This is a genomic window from Streptomyces sp. NPDC058683 (assembly GCF_042716195.1).
GTDB lineage: Bacteria > Actinomycetota > Actinomycetes > Streptomycetales > Streptomycetaceae > Streptomyces.
In genome coordinates this window covers 1-16,009 of record NZ_JBHXSK010000077.1, presented here as the reverse complement: position 1 = coordinate 16,009, position 16,009 = coordinate 1, and the positions used below count along the sequence as shown (strand labels likewise).

The following is a 16,009-nucleotide window of genomic DNA, read 5'->3' as shown; positions in this document are numbered from 1 at the left end:
GGCCCGCGCCTCCCACGGTTCCGGACCACGACCCTGAGACATCCCTGACGAGCGACCCCTACTGGTCCCCGAGACCGAGTCGAACAGTTTGTGAAGCAGTCCCGCTCTCAGCGTAGCCACTCCCGGTCGGCTGCCGGGACGGGCTGTTCCCCGATTGCCGGTCTTGCGGAAAACGATGGCCGGCCCTGCGGAAAGCGAGAGCCGGCTCTGCGGAATGAGAGAGCCGGCCCGCGAAAGACGATGGCCGGCCCTACGGAAAACCCCACACGCACAGGCCGGATGGCCGGTGGCGGCGGGGATTCGTACGGTCACGGTATGAAGCGAATGAGCAGGATATTGGCGATTTCTGCGGTCTCGGCGGCGCTGACGGCAGCCAGCGCGACGGCGGCGGTCGCACAGGAACCGGGCACGCCTCGGGCCGCCGCGGTCGCGCCGCCGAGGGTGGGGGCGGACGTGTCACGAGGCGCGCTCGTGTCCGTCGAGCACGTGCGGACGCTGACCGCCCGGGAGGTCGCCGCCGAACTGGCAGGCGACGAGGGGGGAGCCTGGGACACCGGCGCCGTCCGCTACGGTCTGGACACCTTCCGGATCGTCTACCGCACGGTGGACACCGACGGCCGGCCCACGCTCGCGAGCGGGCTGCTGGCCTTGCCGCGCAGCGGTGAACGGCGGCTGCGCGCCGTGTCGTTCACTCACGGCACCGAACTGTTCAAGGGTGATGTCGCCTCCGTCTCGACGGACGTCTGGGGCCAGGCCCCCGCCCTGACCTACGCCTCGGCCGGTTTCGCCGCGGTGCTCCCCGACTACCTCGGTCTGGGCCTAGGCCCCGGCCCGCACCCCTGGATGGACGTGCCCTCGGACACGACGGCCGCCCTGGACATGCTGCGCGCGTCCCGCACCGCCGTGTCCGCGCGAGGGCGTGACCTTCGGCGCGAGGTACTGGTCACCGGTTTCTCCCAGGGCGCTTCGGCGGCACTGGGACTGGCCCGTTCGCTGCAGGAGGGGGCCGATGGATGGTTCCGGCTGCGCGCGGTGGCACTCGTCAGCGGCGCGTACGCGTTCCGGAGCGTGGAACTTCCCGCGCTGCTGGCCGGGCGGACGGAACCCAAGGCGAGCGTGATCTACACGGCCCTGGCCCTGGTCGCCTTCAACCACCTGCACCAGGTGTACGACGCACCGGCCCAGGTGTTCAGGGCACCGTACGACCGCACGATCGAAGGGCTGCTCGACGGGACGCACACCGGTCAGGAGGTCGTGGCCGGCACCCCGGACTCCCTCGACGGGCTTCTCACCCGCCGGGGCCGGGTGATGCTGGCCCACCCCACCGGAGGGCTCGCCGCGGCCCTGCGGATCACCGACAGCGTCTGCACCGACTGGACACCGAAGGCTCCGGTCCGGCTCTACTACGCCGACGGGGACGAGCAGGCCGTCAACGCGAACACCGCCCGCTGCCACGCCGATCTGCGCGCCCACGGCGTCGACGCCCCGGTGGTCGGCCTCGGCACGCCGGACTACGGCGGCTCCCGTCATCTGGGCTCCCAGCAGGCCGGAACCGCCGCCGTGGTGCGATGGTTCGGATCCCTGGGCTGAGCGAGCCTGCTGGATTCGCAGTACCGGCAGAGGACCCGGCGAACAGGTGACACACCGGAACCCGGCGGTCCGCCGTCCGGCGGCCGCTCTCCCTGCCCGACGAGCACGCCGGGGACACCTCGCTCGCCACCCGTCCACTGTGTTTCTCGCCGCGCAAGAAGGCGGTCACGGCCGAGTACGCCTACCGGTTCGACCCGGTGAACGTGGTGGACCTCAGCGAGGACGACGCCTCCGAGCTGAAGATCTCGTCGGTCCGACGCCACGCTCGCGTCGCTGGAGCAGCCGGCCGACCCGGCCGCCGCCGGTGTCCCGGTGTTCGCCGAGCGTCCGGTCGTCGACCTGAAACCGGTGACGGTCGTGCCGCTGCAGATCGAGGGCATCGCGCGCGTGGACCACGACCCGCTCGCCCTGATCAACGACTGCGACCTCGGGATGCCCGACGGGGCGGACGCCTTCGACGCGCAGGGCCGCCTGGTCGACAACGGCATCGAGACGACCCTGGTGCGCCTCCGACTGCCCAAGGGGCTGCAGTCGGGTCCGATCGGCTCTGGTCACCCCAGCAGTGAGGGCAGCAACGAGTCCAGATCGCTCGGCAGCTCACTGGGGAGTCCCGACGGCCAATCGGAGGGGAGTTCGCTCGGCAGCCCCGACGGCAGGCTGCTGGGCAGCTCCGTCGGGAGGCTGAACGAGGGCCGCGACGAGCCGGAGGCGCTCGGTCCGCTCGTGGTGGGCTTCTCTGCGGGTGAGTCGTCACCGCCGGACGCCATCAGGACGACGACGGCGACGGCCACGGCGGCCACCAGGACGACCAGTACGGCGTACAGCGGGCCCCTGCGGCGACGGGGCGGCTCCGGGGGCGGCTGTGGCGCCCAGCCGACGGCGCCGGGCGGGTCGGAGTCCCCGAAGCCCCCTCCCGAGGGTGGTCCGAACCCTCCGTACGGAGGCGGGTCGTAGCCGCCGTCCGGGGGCGGGGTGCCGTTCGGCGGGCCGGGCGGGCGGGGCGGTACGGGTGGCATGGCCATACCGCCAAGAGTCACCGCGTACCGGTCATCGCGCGAGCCCCACGCGGGAGTTGATACGGACTCATGCAACGGATCGCACGATTCCGAAGCATTTCCCGCACGAACCGGTCGTGCGGGTGCAGGCAACTCGTACAGGTTGCGGGCAACGACACGCGCGCGTGCGGGCGTGCCGTTGCGAGATCCGCCCCCACGCGCGCGTGTGCGCGTCAGCCCCGGGCGCCCAGCAGGTGGTCCATCGCCAGCTGGTCGAGCTGCTCGAATGCCATCCCGCGCGCGGCGACCGAGTCCGCGTCGAACTCCTCGAAGGCCGTGCGGTCGGCCAGGAGCGCCTCGAGACCGTCGGCGGCCGTCGCCTGGGCCAGCTGGTCCAGTCGGGAGGCGCGCAGGGCCTCCTGGACCTCCGGGTCCGCACGGAAGGCGGCGGCGCGCTCCTTGAGGATCAGGTAGTTGCGCATGCAGCCGGCGGCAGAGGCCCACACGCCGTCGAGGTCCTCGGTCCGCGGCGGCTTGAAGTCGAAGTGCTTGGGCCCCTCGTAGCCGGCGTTCTCCAGCAGGTCGACGAGCCAGAAGGCGGCACGCAGGTCGCCGGCGCCGAAGCGCAGGTCCTGGTCGTACTTGATGCCGGACTGGCCGTTGAGGTCGATGTGGAAGAGCTTGCCCGCCCACAGGGCCTGGGCGATGCCGTGCGGGAAGTTCAGGCCGGCCATCTGCTCGTGGCCCACCTCGGGGTTGACGCCGTACAGCTCGGGGCGCTCCAGGCGCTCGATGAAGGCGAGCGCGTGGCCGACGGTGGGAAGCAGGATGTCGCCGCGGGGCTCGTTCGGCTTGGGCTCGATGGCGAAGCGCAGGTCGTAGCCCTGGGAGGTGACGTACTCGCCGAGGAGGTCGAAGGCCTCCTTCATACGGTCGAGAGCGACGCGCACGTCCTTGGCGGCGCCGGACTCGGCGCCCTCGCGGCCGCCCCAGGCGACGTAGGTCTTCGCACCCAGCTCGGCGGCCAGGTCGATGTTGCGGATGGTCTTGCGCAGCGCGTAACGGCGCACGTCACGGTCGTTCGCGGTGAACGCGCCGTCCTTGAAGACCGGGTGGGTGAAGAGGTTGGTGGTGGCCATCGGCACGGTCATGCCGGTCGCGTCGAGGGCCTGACGGAAGCGCTTGATGTGCGATTCGCGCTCGGTGTCCGAGGACCCGAAGGGGATCAGGTCGTCGTCGTGGAACGTCACACCGTAGGCGCCCAGTTCGGACAGGCGCTGCACCGTCTCGACCGGGTCGAGGGCGCGGCGGGTGGCGTCGCCGAACGGGTCCCTTCCCTGCCAGCCGACGGTCCACAGGCCGAAGGTGAACCTGTCCTCGGGGGTGGGCTGGAAGCTCATGCCGCGGCTCCTTGCTTGATGCCTCTGCTTGATGAGTGTGCTCGACGACGGTCGGACACACTGTCGGGCCGACTATTTCGTCATGGCCGTTTACAAATTAGTATGCCGACGCATCCCTGGGAAGGGTCACCCTGTCCCCGAGGGATGAAATCCGGGTCGCGACACCCCGGTGAACCAGGAAAACTGCAGGTCAGGCCAGACCGCGAGACGCGGAAAAAAGGGAGAGAGCCCGATGTCAGCAGCCGAGGGTCCGCTCGTCGTCGGCGTGGACACGTCCACCCAGTCCACCAAGGCGCTGGTGGTCGACGCGTCCACCGGCCAGGTCGTGGCGAGCGGCCACGCACCGCACACCGTGTCCTCCGGCGCGGGCCGGGAGAGCGATCCGCGTCAGTGGTGGGACGCGCTGTGCGAGGCACTGCGCCAGTGCGGGGATGCGGCGCACGAGGCGGCGGCCGTGTCGATCGGCGGACAGCAGCACGGTCTGGTCACGCTGGACGAGCGGGGCGAGCCGGTGCGGCCGGCCATGCTGTGGAACGACGTCCGTTCGGCGCCCCAGGCGCAGCGGCTGATCGAGGAACTGGGCGGTCCGAAGGCCTGGGCCGAGCGCACCGGCAGTGTCCCGGGCGCGTCGTTCACGGTCACCAAGTGGGCCTGGCTGGCGGAGCACGAGCCGGAGGCGGTCCGTGCGACCAGGGCCGTACGGCTCCCCCACGACTACCTCACCGAGCGCCTCACCGGGCAGGGCACGACCGACCGCGGCGACGCCTCCGGCACCGGCTGGTGGGCGTCGGCGACCGAGGCGTACGACGAGGAGACCCTCGCCCACGTGGGCCTGGACCCGGCGTTCCTGCCCCGGGTGGTCCGCCCCGGCGAGGTCGCCGGCACCGTGCGCGACAGCCACGAGCTGCCGTTCTCCAAGGGCACCCTGGTCGCACCCGGTACGGGCGACAACGCGGCGGCCGCGCTGGGGCTCGGGCTGCGCCCCGGGACCCCGGTGCTGAGCCTCGGCACGTCGGGCACCGTGTACGCCGTCTCGAAGCACCGCCCCGCCGACCCGACCGGTACCGTCGCGGGCTTCGCCGACGCGCACGGCGACTGGCTGCCGCTCGCCTGCACCCTGAACTGCACCCTCGCGGTCGACCGGGTCGCGGCGCTGCTCGGCCTGGACCGCGAGGCCGTCGAGCCCGGCACCTCGGTCACGCTGCTCCCGTACCTGGACGGCGAACGCACCCCCAACCTGCCGAACGCCTCCGGACTGCTGCACGGCCTGCGCCATGACACCACCGCCGGGCAGCTCCTGCAGGCCGCCTACGACGGCGCCGTGCACGCCCTGCTCGGCGCCCTGGACCTGGTGCTCGACGAGGACGCCGACCGGACCACGCCGCTGCTGCTGATCGGCGGCGGCGCCCGGGGCCGGGCCTGGCAGGAGACGGTACGGCGGCTGTCGGGTCGCCCGGTGCAGGTGCCCGAGGCGAAGGAGCTGGTCGCCCTCGGCGCCGCGGCGCAGGCGGCCGGGCTGCTGACCGGTGAGGACCCCGCGGCGGTGGCGCGGCGCTGGAACACGGCGGCGGGGCCGGTACTGGACGCGGTGGAGCGGGACGCGGCGACGCTGGCCAGGATCTCCGGGGTACTCTCCGACGCGGCCCCGCTGCTGGAGCGGGCGCCGGGGGACCGCTGACCACGCGGGAGGCAGGTCGCAGACCGTCCAGGGACTGAGGATTGATGGAGGCATGACCGCACCACTGCACGAGGCGCGCCCCACGGCGACCGGCCGCGCCCTGCCGGACACCCAGCAGGGCATGCGCCGGCGCAACCTCGCGCGCGTGCTGCACGCGGTCAGCGCCGAGGGTTCGCTGTCGCGGGCCGCGGTCGCCTCGCGCATCGGTCTGACCAGGGCGGCGGTGTCGACCCTGGTGGACGAGCTGATCCGCTGGGGACTCCTGGAGGAGCTGGGCCCCGAGCGGCCCAGCCGCGTCGGGCGGCCGGGCTCGGCGCTCGCGGTGAGCGGGCGCGGCCCGGCCGGTATCGGGGCGGAGGTCGGGGTCGACCATCTCGCCGTGTGCGCGATGGACCTGCGCGGCGAGGTACGCGCGCGTGCCGTGCGGCACGGCGTCAACCGGGGCCGGGCGCCGAAGCCGGTGGTCGAGGAACTGACCGCGCTGGTCCGGCGGGTCGTGACGGACGCGGAGCGGGAAGGCCTGTGGCCGGCCGGTCTCGCGGTCGCCGTCCCCGGCCTGGTGGCCCGTGACGGGCACACGGTCGTCCATGCCCCGAACCTCGACTGGCACGACACCGACCTCGGCGCGCTGCTGCCCGCGGACCTTCCGCTGACGGTCGACAACGAGGCCAACTTCGGCGCCCTGGCGGAGCTGTGGCTCGGCGACGCCACCCCACCGGATTTCCTGCATGTGTCCGCGGAGATCGGTATCGGCGCCGCGGTGGTCGTGGACGGTCAGGTGCTGCGCGGGAAGCGGGGTTTCGCGGGCGAGCTCGGCCATGTGCCGGTCCACCCCGACGGGCCGCACTGCGCCTGCGGCGGACGCGGGTGCCTGGAGCAGTACGCCGGCGAGGAGGCGGTGCTGCGGGCGGCCGGTCTCGAACCCCGCGAGGACGCGGTGGGCCTGCTCGCGCAGCGGGCGGGTGAGGACCACGAGGGAGTGCGGCGTGCCCTGCACGACGCCGGTACGGCCCTGGGTATCGCCCTGACCGGTGCCGTCAACCTCCTCGACCCCGAGTCGGTGGTCCTGGGCGGCGCGCTGGCCGGCCTCGCTCCGTGGCTCCTCCCGTCCCTGCAAGCCGAACTGGCCGCCCGCACGACCGGCCCGGCCTGCCCGGTCACCGTCTCCCGCCTCGGCTCCGAGGGACCCCTCCTGGGCGCCGCCCACTCGGTGGTCCGCGCCGTACTGGACGATCCGGCGACGGTGGCGGAACGGGTCTGAGGGCGGGGCCGGCTGACCAACCAGTCGGAGCCCTGGCTCTTCAACCAGTCGAAGCCCCGGCTCGCCAGCCGGGGTCCGAGGGTCGGCCGACCAGCGGTTACCCGCGATCGACCACGCACCCCGCGCTTCTTTCCTCACCCGTTCGGGTGGCGAGGTTTTCCACAACCGCCGCCCTGTCCACGGAATCACTCGGCGCTCTTCTGCCCAACCCGCAAGCGCCGTACCGTGATTCACGCGAAGCGGTCCGTGGGACCGATGGGTTCACGCACGTCGGGGGGTGTGTATGGCCGAGGAGATGACCGGAGGAGCGGCCGCAGGGCTGCGACGGGACGCGGTCGGGTTGCGGGAGGTTCTGTTCCAGAGCGTCACAGCGATGGCGCCTGCCGCCGCCGTCGCCGCGTCCATTCCGTCAGGGGCGGCCTTTGCCGGCGGCAGTCTGCCGCTGGCGGTGGTAATCGCCCTGGTGGCCTGTCTGTTCACCGCGTCCTGTGTGGCCGAGCTGGCCCGGGAATTACCGGCGGCGGGCTCCGTAGCCACGTATGCGGCGCGGGGACTGCATCCGGCCGTGGGGTTCCTGGTCGGCTGGGGCTATGTGTTCGTGGAGGCGCTAGTACCGCCGTTGCTGCTGCTCCAGCTCGGGTTCACCGCGGCGGGCACCCTGCATGACGAGTGGGCCTCCTGGCCGGCGGATCTGTGGTGGCCGTGGTCGCTCGCCGGCGCCGCCGTCATAGCCGTCACCGGGTATCTGGGGGTGCGTGCCTCGGCGCGTTTCGGGACGGTCCTCGGGGTCTTCGAGATCGCGGTCTTCCTCGTCTTCGCCCTCTGGCTGATCGGCAAGGCCGGTGCCCACAACACCCTTTCCGTGTTCGGCACTTCGCATACGGCGGAGGGCTACGGGGGCATCAGCGGGGTCTTCGCCGGTTCCGTCTACACCGTGCTGGCGTTCGCCGGTTTCGAGGCTGCCGCGCCACTCGCCGAGGAGACCCGCGACCCACGCCGCACGATGCACCGCGCGGTACTCGGCGCGGCGCTGGGGATCGGCCTGTTCTATGTGGTGACGACCTATGCGATGACCGTGTACTTCGGGCCGGACCGGTTCGCCGGCTTCGGCGCGGCGGGCGAAGCGTCCTGGGAAGGTGTCGCCCGGGCGTCCTTCGGGCTCTTCTGGGTCCTGGTGTTCCTCGCCGTGGTGAACTCGACGATCGCCAACGCCAACGCCTGTGCCAACGTGTCCACCCGGACGGCCTTCGCGCTGGCCCGCATCCGGGTCCTGCCGCGCGTCCTCGCCACGCTCCACCCCCGGTACCGCTCCCCCGTCGTCGGAATCGCGGTCCAGACGGTCGTGGCGGTCGGCGCCGTGCTGGGGCTGGGCTTCGGTTACGACCCGGTGACCGCGTTCCTGCTGCTGGCCACGGTGATCGTCACGGTGGTCATCGGCGTCTACATCGTCGTCAACCTGGCCTGTGCGGGCTACTTCCTGCGCCGCGGCCGTGCGTCCCTCCGACCGGTACGGCATCTGCTCCTCCCGCTGCTGGGCATCGTGGCCTTCGTGCCCGCCCTGCTCACCGCGGCCGGCCTGCCCGTCTTCGACTTCGTGACGAAGCTGACCGCCCCGGTGTCGTACGCCGGTCCGGTGGTCGGCGTCTGGATGGCGGCCGGAATGGTCGTGCTGCTGGTGCTGATACGCCGTCACCCCGAGCGCATAGCCGAGACGGCGCGTGTCCATCTCGAAGAAGGCGACGACCGAGCAGACGCCGTCGACCGGCGGAACGGAGACCTCCCGCGATGACCGACCCCCTCATCCTCACCGTCCGGCCCAAACCGGGCGAATACGCGTGGACATTCGGCGGAGCGCCGCCGGTGGCACGGATCGCGCCCGGCACGGTGCTCGACCTGTACACGGAGGACTGCTTCGCCGGACGAGTGCGGTCCGAGAAGGACCTGGTGTCCGAGGTGTGCGAGTTCCCGTTCCTCAACCCGCAGACCGGGCCCTTCCACATCGAGGGCGCGGAGCCGGGGGACACCGTCGCCGTGCACTTCGTGTCGATCGAACCGGCGCGGGACTGGGCGGCGTCCACGACGGTCCCCCTGTTCGGCGCGCTCACCTCGACGCACACCACGGCCACCCTGCAGCCGCCGCTCCCGGAGAAGGTCTGGATCTGGCAGCTGGACCGGACCCGGCGCACGGCCCTGTTCGGGGCCCACGAGAACGACATCGAGCTGGAGCTGCCCCTGGACCCGATGCACGGGACGGTCGGCGTGGCCCCGGCCAACCTGGAGGTCCGCTCGGCCCTGGTGCCCGACGCGCACGGCGGGAACATGGACACGCCCGAGATGCGGGAGGGCGTCACCTGCTATCTCGGGGTGAACGTCGAGGGCGCGCTGCTCAGTCTCGGCGACGGGCACGCCCGGCAGGGCGAGGGCGAGACCTGCGGAGTGGCCGTCGAGTGCGCGATGAACACCGTGGTGATCGTCGAGCTTCTGAAGGGGATCGCGACGCCGTGGCCCCGACTGGAGTCGGACACGCACATCGTCTCGACGGGGTCGGCGCGTCCGCTGGAGGACGCCTTCCGGATATCGCAGCTCGACCTGGTGCAGTGGCTGGTACGCGACTACGGATTCGCCGAACTGGACGCCTACCAGTACGCAACTCAGACGGTGGAATCACCGTTGGCCAACGTGTGCGACACCAACTACACGTGTGTGGCCAAGCTCCGCAAGGAGTGGCTGCCCGCGCGCGAGACTTACCGCGGACTGCACGCGCGGCTGCGCGAGACCGCGGCGGCCCTGCGCGGCTGACCGCACCTCTCCCATGCTTCAGGCACGCTTCCGAAAGGCACCTCACTCATGGACCGGGCACGACCGCTCCCCAGCAGGCGATGGCTCCTGAAGGGCGCGGCCCTCGCCGCCGTCCCGTACGCGCTGCTCCCCGAGAGCCGCGCGGGCGCGCAGACCGCAGTCGTCGACTATCCGAAGGCCGAGTGGCAGGCGGCGAGCAGTGAGAACCGCACATCGGCCCAGCGCCCCGACGAGTACGACATCGACCGGGTGATCATCCATGTCACACAGCAGGCGTACGCCGGCACGCTGTCCATCTTCCAGAACCCGAAGAAGCGGGTGTCCGCGCACTATCTGGTGCGTTCGGCCGACGGCCATGTGGCCCAGTGCGTCCGGGAGTCGGATGTCGCCTGGCACTCGGGGAACTGGGACTACAACACACGCAGTGTCGGCATCGAGCACGAGGGCTGGGTGAGCAAGCCGGAGTACTTCACCGACGCCCTGTACGCGGAGTCGGCGCGGCTGACGGCGTCGATCTGCGACAGATACGGCATCCCGAAGGACCGCGACCACATCATCGGCCATGTCGAGGTGCCGGGGACCGACCACACGGATCCGGGAAAGTACTGGGACTGGGTCCGCTACATGAGACTGGTCGGCCTGTCCTCGGAGTGAGAGCGAGTCAGGGCGGTCGAAACGGTTGTCGGCGCGAACACCCCGAGTGACGATGTCCCCAGCCGCATCGCCGTCCGGGGAGGACGAGTTGACCGATCCGTGGGTGGCCCTGGAGCCGGGGGCCGACCCTGCCGAGCGCGTCCGGGTGCTGCGCCGGGCGCACGAGACGTTCACCACGGCGGGTACCGTGCCGCGCCCGGTGCGGTCGGTGGTGGCCGAGTCGTGGCGGCGTTCGGTGCGGGCCGGGGTGGGACCGGACGGCGCGGCGCGGGTGGAGCTGACGGACGGCGACCTCGGGGCCTATCGGGCGGAGCATCCGCTGGCCAGGGTGATGCCGCTGGTCCGGGAGCTGATGGGCACGTTCGCGGCGGACGGCGAGCATCTGCTGGCGGTGTGCGACGCGGACGGCAGGCTGCTGTGGGTGGAGGGGCATCCGGCGACCCGGCGCCGGGCGGACCGGATGAACTTCGTGCCGGGCGCGCGCTGGTCGGAGACCGCGGTCGGTACCAACGCGCCGGGGACGGCGGTGGCCGTGGACCGGCCGGTGCAGGTGTTCGCGGCGGAGCACTTCATCCGCCAGGTGCAGCCGTGGACGTGCGCGGCGGCGCCGGTGCACGACCCGCGCACCGGGCGGGTGCTGGGTGCCGTCGACATCACCGGCGGCGACCGGCTGGCGCATCCGCACAGCCTGGGCTTCGTCCAGGCTGTGGCGCGGGCCGCCGAGTCGCAACTGGCGCTGCTGGATCCGCCGACGCCCGCCGACGAGGCGCCCGCGCTGGCGGCGCTCGGCCGTGACGAGGCCGAACTGCGGCTGGACGGGCACCGGATCAGGCTCGGCCGCCGGCACAGCGAGCTGCTGGTGCTGCTGTCCCGCCACCCGGAGGGGCTGACCGGCGACGAGCTGCTGTGCGCGCTGTACGAGGACGAGTCGGTGACGCCGGTGACGCTGCGGGCCGAACTGGCCCGGCTGCGGCGGCTGCTGGGGCCCGGGCTGCTCGCCTCCCGGCCGTACCGGCTGACCGCTCCGGTCGAGTCCGACGCGAGCGTCGTCGAGCGGCGGCTGGAGGCGGGGGCGGTGACGGCGGCCGTGACGGCGTACCCGGGTCCGTTGCTGCCCGGTTCGCAGGCGCCGGCGGTCGTACTGCTCAGACGGCGGCTGGCGGACGGTCTGCGGGCCGCGCTGATCGCGCGTCGTGACCCCGATCTGCTCGCGGACTGGGCGCACGCTCCGTGGGGCGAGGACGACATCGACGTGTGGCGGGCCCTCGCGGCGCTGCGGCCGACGGCGGTCGTACGGAGCCGGTTGACCTCGCTGGAGTCCGAGTTGGCGGCGCCCGCGCGCTGACCTGCGGTGCAACGTGGGCGCAACGTCCGCTTCACTAGCCTGCGCGCCGGAGCTGCCCAACGGCGGGCAGCGCATCTGCAAGGAGGCAGGCCACCATGACCCGTTACGCGGCGCCCGGCACCGAGGGTGCGATCGTCTCCTACCAGGCGCGCTACGACCACTTCATCGGCGGCGAGTATGTGCCGCCGGCCCGGGGGCAGTACTTCGAGAACCCGTCGCCGGTGAACGGTCAGCCGTTCACCGAGGTCGCGCGGGGCACCGCCGAGGACGTGGAGCGGGCGCTGGACGCGGCGCACGCGGCCGCGCCGGGCTGGGGCCGTACGTCGGTGACGGAGCGTTCCGACATCCTCCTCAAGATCGCCGACCGGATGGAGGCCTACCTCGAACCTCTCGCGGTCGCCGAGAGCTGGGAGAACGGCAAGCCGGTGCGGGAGACGCTGGCCGCGGACATCCCGCTCGCCATCGACCACTTCCGCTACTTCGCGGGGGCGATCCGCGCGCAGGAGGGTTCGCTGGGCGAGATCGACGACGACACGGTGGCGTACCACTTCCATGAGCCGCTCGGGGTGGTGGCGCAGATCATCCCGTGGAACTTCCCGATTCTGATGGCCACTTGGAAGCTGGCGCCCGCCCTGGCCGCCGGCAACGCCGTCATCATCAAGCCGGCCGAGCAGACCCCCGCCTCCATCCACTACTGGATGAGCCTGATCGCGGACCTGCTGCCGCCGGGCGTGGTGAACATCGTCAACGGCTTCGGTGTGGAGGCGGGCAAGCCGCTGGCGTCCAGCCCGCGGGTGGCGAAGGTGGCGTTCACCGGGGAGACCACCACCGGGCGGCTGATCATGCAGTACGCCTCGGAGAACATCAAGCCGGTCACCCTCGAACTGGGCGGCAAGTCCCCGAACATCTTCTTCGACGACGTCTGGGCCCACGACGACGACTTCCGCGACAAGGCCCTCGAAGGCTTCACGATGTTCGCGCTCAACCAGGGTGAGGTCTGCACCTGCCCGTCCCGGGCGCTCGTCCAGCGCGGCCACTACGCCGAGTTCATGGCGGCGGCGGTCGCCCGCACCCAGCAGATCAAGCCGGGCCACCCTCTCGACACCGACACGATGATCGGCGCGCAGGCCTCCAACGACCAGTTGGAGAAGATCCTCTCCTATCTGGACATCGGTCGTCAGGAGGGCGCGAAGGTCCTCACGGGCGGCGAACGCGTCGAGTACGACGGCGAGTTGAAGGGCGGCTACTACGTGCAGCCGACCGTCTTCGAGGGCGACAACCGCATGCGGATCTTCCAGGAGGAGATCTTCGGCCCGGTCGTGTCAGTGACGTCCTTCGACGACTTCGACGACGCCATCAAGATCGCCAACGACACGCTGTACGGCCTCGGTGCGGGCGTCTGGACCCGCGACACCAACACCGCGTACCGCGCGGGCCGCGCCATCCAGGCGGGCCGGGTGTGGACGAACTGCTACCACGCGTACCCCGCGCACGCGGCGTTCGGCGGCTACAAGCAGTCCGGGATCGGCCGCGAGACCCACAAGATGATGCTGGAGCACTATCAGCAGACGAAGAATCTCCTGGTGTCGTACTCGCCACGCAAACTCGGCTTCTTCTAAGGGCACACGAAAGGGTGCCTGACCTGGGGATATCCCCTTCAGGCACCCTTGTGATTCGCTGTTTCAAGCAGCAAGGCGAAATGAAGCCTTACTCCCGTTTCATCCCACCTGTGTCCCAGCGTTGCCCACCTGGTCCGGAATATTTCCGGACCAGATCCCCGGTCACCCGGTCTCGTCAGGAGGAGACGAGGAGCCCTCCCAGCGATTCATCGACTCCTCGATCAGCTGATTCGCATGGTCTCGGGCCCCGGCCAGGAACTTCGCGTAGTAGCGAAAGAGGACCTGGATGCTTTGGCCCGCCCTGCGTGCACATTCGGCAGGGTCCACGCCTGAGGCCAGCCAGAAGGAGATGCCGGCGTGGCGCAAGTCATACGGTCGCTTGGCGAGATTCAGCGCGTGCTCGTCCAAGGTGAGCGCGGCTTCCCTGGCACGCCCCCAGGTGATGCAGTACGCCGAGGTCTCGATGTAGTTGCCAGCCTCGTTCTGGAAGATCCTGCCGTCGGCGGCGACACCGAAACGGTCGATGTGGTTGCGGAGCATCCGCACGAGTACCGGCGGGATAGGAACCGGGCGGGTCGCCTTGGCCGCGCGTCGTTTCAGGGAGTGGGTCTCGTGGACCGCTCCGTCGTCCGTCCACTCCTTGCCCGCAGTGACAATCCCACCCTTGAGATTGAGCAGCCCCCAGCCGGTCGAGGGCAGGCGACACTGGGACTTCCTTAGGTGGATCACCTCCGCCGGTCGCATGCCGGCGTAGTACAGGCAGCCGAAGAACGCGTACAGGTGAGGCCCGCGCCCCGGCAGCCGGCGTACTGCTTCCAGCAGACGAGCCACCTGGATGGGATTGGGCACGCAGTCGGGGTCGACTGCGTCGTCCACTTCAGGAGCCGCCCAGCGGAGACCGATGAGCGGGTTGTAGGTGAAGTACCCACGCTCCACTGCTTCGACGAAGACCTCATTGACTGCGGCTCTCTTGCGCTTCGTGGTCTTGGCCGCGGCGACGGTCCCGTCGAGTTTGCGGCACAGCGCGTCCAGCCCTCGCCGCAAGACGTCAGGGTCCTCAAGTTCCCCGATGGGCAGTGACTTGCTCTCAAGCCAATCCAGAGCAGCCAGCCACTCCGCCCTCGGCTCGCGCGCCCAGGCGTTCTTGTTGAACGCCCACGAATACACCGCCCTGCGCAGCACACGCGGCTCGCGGTATACGGCACCCTTCTCCACGAAGGCAACGGTAATGGTGGCCAGACCCTCGGCGATGGTGCGTCGGGTGCTTCCCGGGGTCCGGTCCCAGCGCGTGTCCATGTACTCCCGTGCCACGGCGTACCACGTCGTACGCTGCCGCAGTGCGCGCAACTCGGATGCTGGCAGACCCGTCTTCGGATCGAAGGGCTCACCGTCGCGCGCAGCGCTCATGAGCTTGGCTCTGCGGCTGTCCGCAAGGCCCCGGGTTAGAAAAGACTCGGACTTTTCACGGCCATTGACCGTCCAGCGCACATCAAAAGCCTTGGCCCGGCCGGACCGCTCTCGTATCTCCCAGAACCTGACCTTGTAGCTCAATACCATTCAGGCGTTTCCCTTGCACACGCTTCCCACCACGCATCCAAGTCGGCGCGGCGACAGCGAAGTTCTCCGTTTGGCAGCTTAGTCATTCGCGGTGCCTGACCACGGGCACGTAGGCGGTAGAAGGCCGATTGACTCATCCGGATTTCCGCTAGAACTTCGGCGAGCTTGAGCGCAGGTGGACGAGCCATTGATGTTTCCTCGGGATTCCGGATTTGTCGGCCGCCCAAGCGGCAGCGCGCGCAACTCGCACCCACTCCGTCACGACTGATGGGCAGGCACTGTCACTTGCGGGTGCAGGGCACCGATATGAAGGGCTGTAGTGTCCGAAGGGCTCCACCGCCAAGCACAGCCGCCGCGAACACCTCAATGGTCGCGACGATCGCCGGTTTGGCTAACCGGCGATCGTCGGCTATGTTGCGCGCCACATCACGAACCCGACGTCTGCTTGGGATCGCGGTCGGCGAGGGCAAGCTGGTAGGACCGCAGGGCCCGGGGTGCGCCAACAGAAGCGACCGCTAGTAGGCCAGCATCCGTGAGCCAGTCGATATTTCACGCAGCGAAGCGCTCAGAAGCCCTAATTGCCTGTGTAACTTGCCGCGTTGCGGCGCCGGGATGCGCCGCAACCTACGCGAAGACGGTACGATTGCTGCGATAGCCGCGTTGCAAGAGATCCTCGCCGAACAGGCCAGCCGCGCAAACGCAGAGCCCGGTGGATACCGCGAGGTAGTCGCCCGTCGTTTGGCCGACCCAAGCGCTCAGTCCGCCAAGGGCAAAGACCGCGGGTGAAGTGAAGCGGGCAGACGGACGGTGGATTCAGACAGACGGGCCTCCCAAGTAGGAGCGATGCCAGCCGGAAAACTCACCTGACGTGGCATTCCGAGCAGTTTCGGAAACCGGATCGCAGCCGAGGAGTAGCACCGTCTGACGCGGTATTTTGCGAGACGTTGTACGTTGGCATGGCCCTGGCGTAGATTTCCAGTCTTTCTGTGCTCTTTCTTGTCTGCCGTGGGCGAATCCCCTACTTGCCACCCCATGAGGGGTCGATCCGGTACGGACTCGACGCGGGGAAGGCTAGCCTCGATCGTTCATGAGTCCCCGTCAGCCTGCTGAC

11 protein-coding genes and 1 pseudogene are annotated in these 16,009 nt (G+C 70.4%); 9 read left to right on the top strand and 3 right to left on the bottom strand.

The genetic code is table 11. The features are described 5' to 3' along the window. Nucleotides 1-471: 471 nt before the first annotated feature. Nucleotides 472-1,590, top strand: coding sequence for an alpha/beta hydrolase family protein (locus ACFWXC_RS48730; protein ID WP_384489983.1), 1,119 nt, complete (start codon nt 472-474; stop codon nt 1,588-1,590). Nucleotides 1,591-1,661: 71 nt separating this feature from the next. Beyond that, nucleotides 1,662-2,118: pseudogene (locus tag ACFWXC_RS48725) on the top strand (esterase-like activity of phytase family protein); the annotation flags it as partial. A gap of 700 nt (nt 2,119-2,818) precedes the next feature. On the opposite strand, the gene xylA reads toward ACFWXC_RS48725, so the two are convergent. After that, nucleotides 2,819-3,985, bottom strand: a complete 1,167-nt coding sequence (gene xylA / locus ACFWXC_RS48720; protein ID WP_384489981.1) for a xylose isomerase — start codon at nt 3,983-3,985, stop codon at nt 2,819-2,821. A gap of 232 nt (nt 3,986-4,217) precedes the next feature. On the opposite strand from xylA, the gene xylB reads away from it, so the two are divergent. From xylB to ACFWXC_RS48685, 7 genes are all read left to right on the top strand, one after another. After that, nucleotides 4,218-5,663, top strand: a complete 1,446-nt coding sequence (gene xylB, locus ACFWXC_RS48715) for a xylulokinase (RefSeq protein WP_384489979.1) — start codon at nt 4,218-4,220, stop codon at nt 5,661-5,663. A gap of 52 nt (nt 5,664-5,715) precedes the next feature. Further along, entirely contained in the window at nt 5,716-6,924 is a 1,209-nt protein-coding gene (locus ACFWXC_RS48710) for an ROK family protein (protein ID WP_384489977.1), read from the top strand. Between the two features lie 295 nt (nt 6,925-7,219). Beyond that, a complete protein-coding gene (locus ACFWXC_RS48705; protein WP_384489975.1) occupies nt 7,220-8,713 on the top strand; it encodes an APC family permease in 1,494 nt (497 codons plus the stop codon). Beyond that, complete coding sequence (locus ACFWXC_RS48700) at nt 8,710-9,723, top strand: acetamidase/formamidase family protein (protein WP_384489973.1); 1,014 nt, start codon at nt 8,710-8,712, stop codon at nt 9,721-9,723. Before ACFWXC_RS48705 ends, ACFWXC_RS48700 begins: the two co-directional genes overlap by 4 nt. Nucleotides 9,724-9,771: 48 nt before the next feature. After that, entirely contained in the window at nt 9,772-10,377 is a 606-nt protein-coding gene (locus ACFWXC_RS48695) for an N-acetylmuramoyl-L-alanine amidase (RefSeq protein WP_384489971.1), read from the top strand. Nucleotides 10,378-10,465: 88 nt separating this feature from the next. After that, nucleotides 10,466-11,722 carry a GAF domain-containing protein gene (locus ACFWXC_RS48690; protein ID WP_384489969.1) on the top strand — a complete coding sequence of 419 codons (1,257 nt, stop codon included), beginning with the start codon at nt 10,466-10,468 and terminating at the stop codon, nt 11,720-11,722. A 95-nt stretch (nt 11,723-11,817) separates the two neighbouring features. Continuing rightward, nucleotides 11,818-13,341, top strand: coding sequence for an aldehyde dehydrogenase family protein (locus ACFWXC_RS48685; protein WP_384489967.1), 1,524 nt, complete (start codon nt 11,818-11,820; stop codon nt 13,339-13,341). A 162-nt stretch (nt 13,342-13,503) separates the two neighbouring features. Here the strand turns inward: ACFWXC_RS48685 and ACFWXC_RS48680 are convergent, their stop codons facing one another. Both ACFWXC_RS48680 and ACFWXC_RS48675 read right to left on the bottom strand, forming a co-directional pair. Then, nucleotides 13,504-14,898, bottom strand: a complete 1,395-nt coding sequence (locus ACFWXC_RS48680; protein ID WP_384489965.1) for a tyrosine-type recombinase/integrase — start codon at nt 14,896-14,898, stop codon at nt 13,504-13,506. Then, on the bottom strand, nt 14,889-15,086 hold the full coding sequence (locus tag ACFWXC_RS48675) for a helix-turn-helix transcriptional regulator (RefSeq protein WP_384489963.1): 198 nt from the start codon (nt 15,084-15,086) through the stop codon (nt 14,889-14,891). Before ACFWXC_RS48675 ends, ACFWXC_RS48680 begins: the two co-directional genes overlap by 10 nt. Nucleotides 15,087-16,009 lie beyond the last annotated feature (923 nt).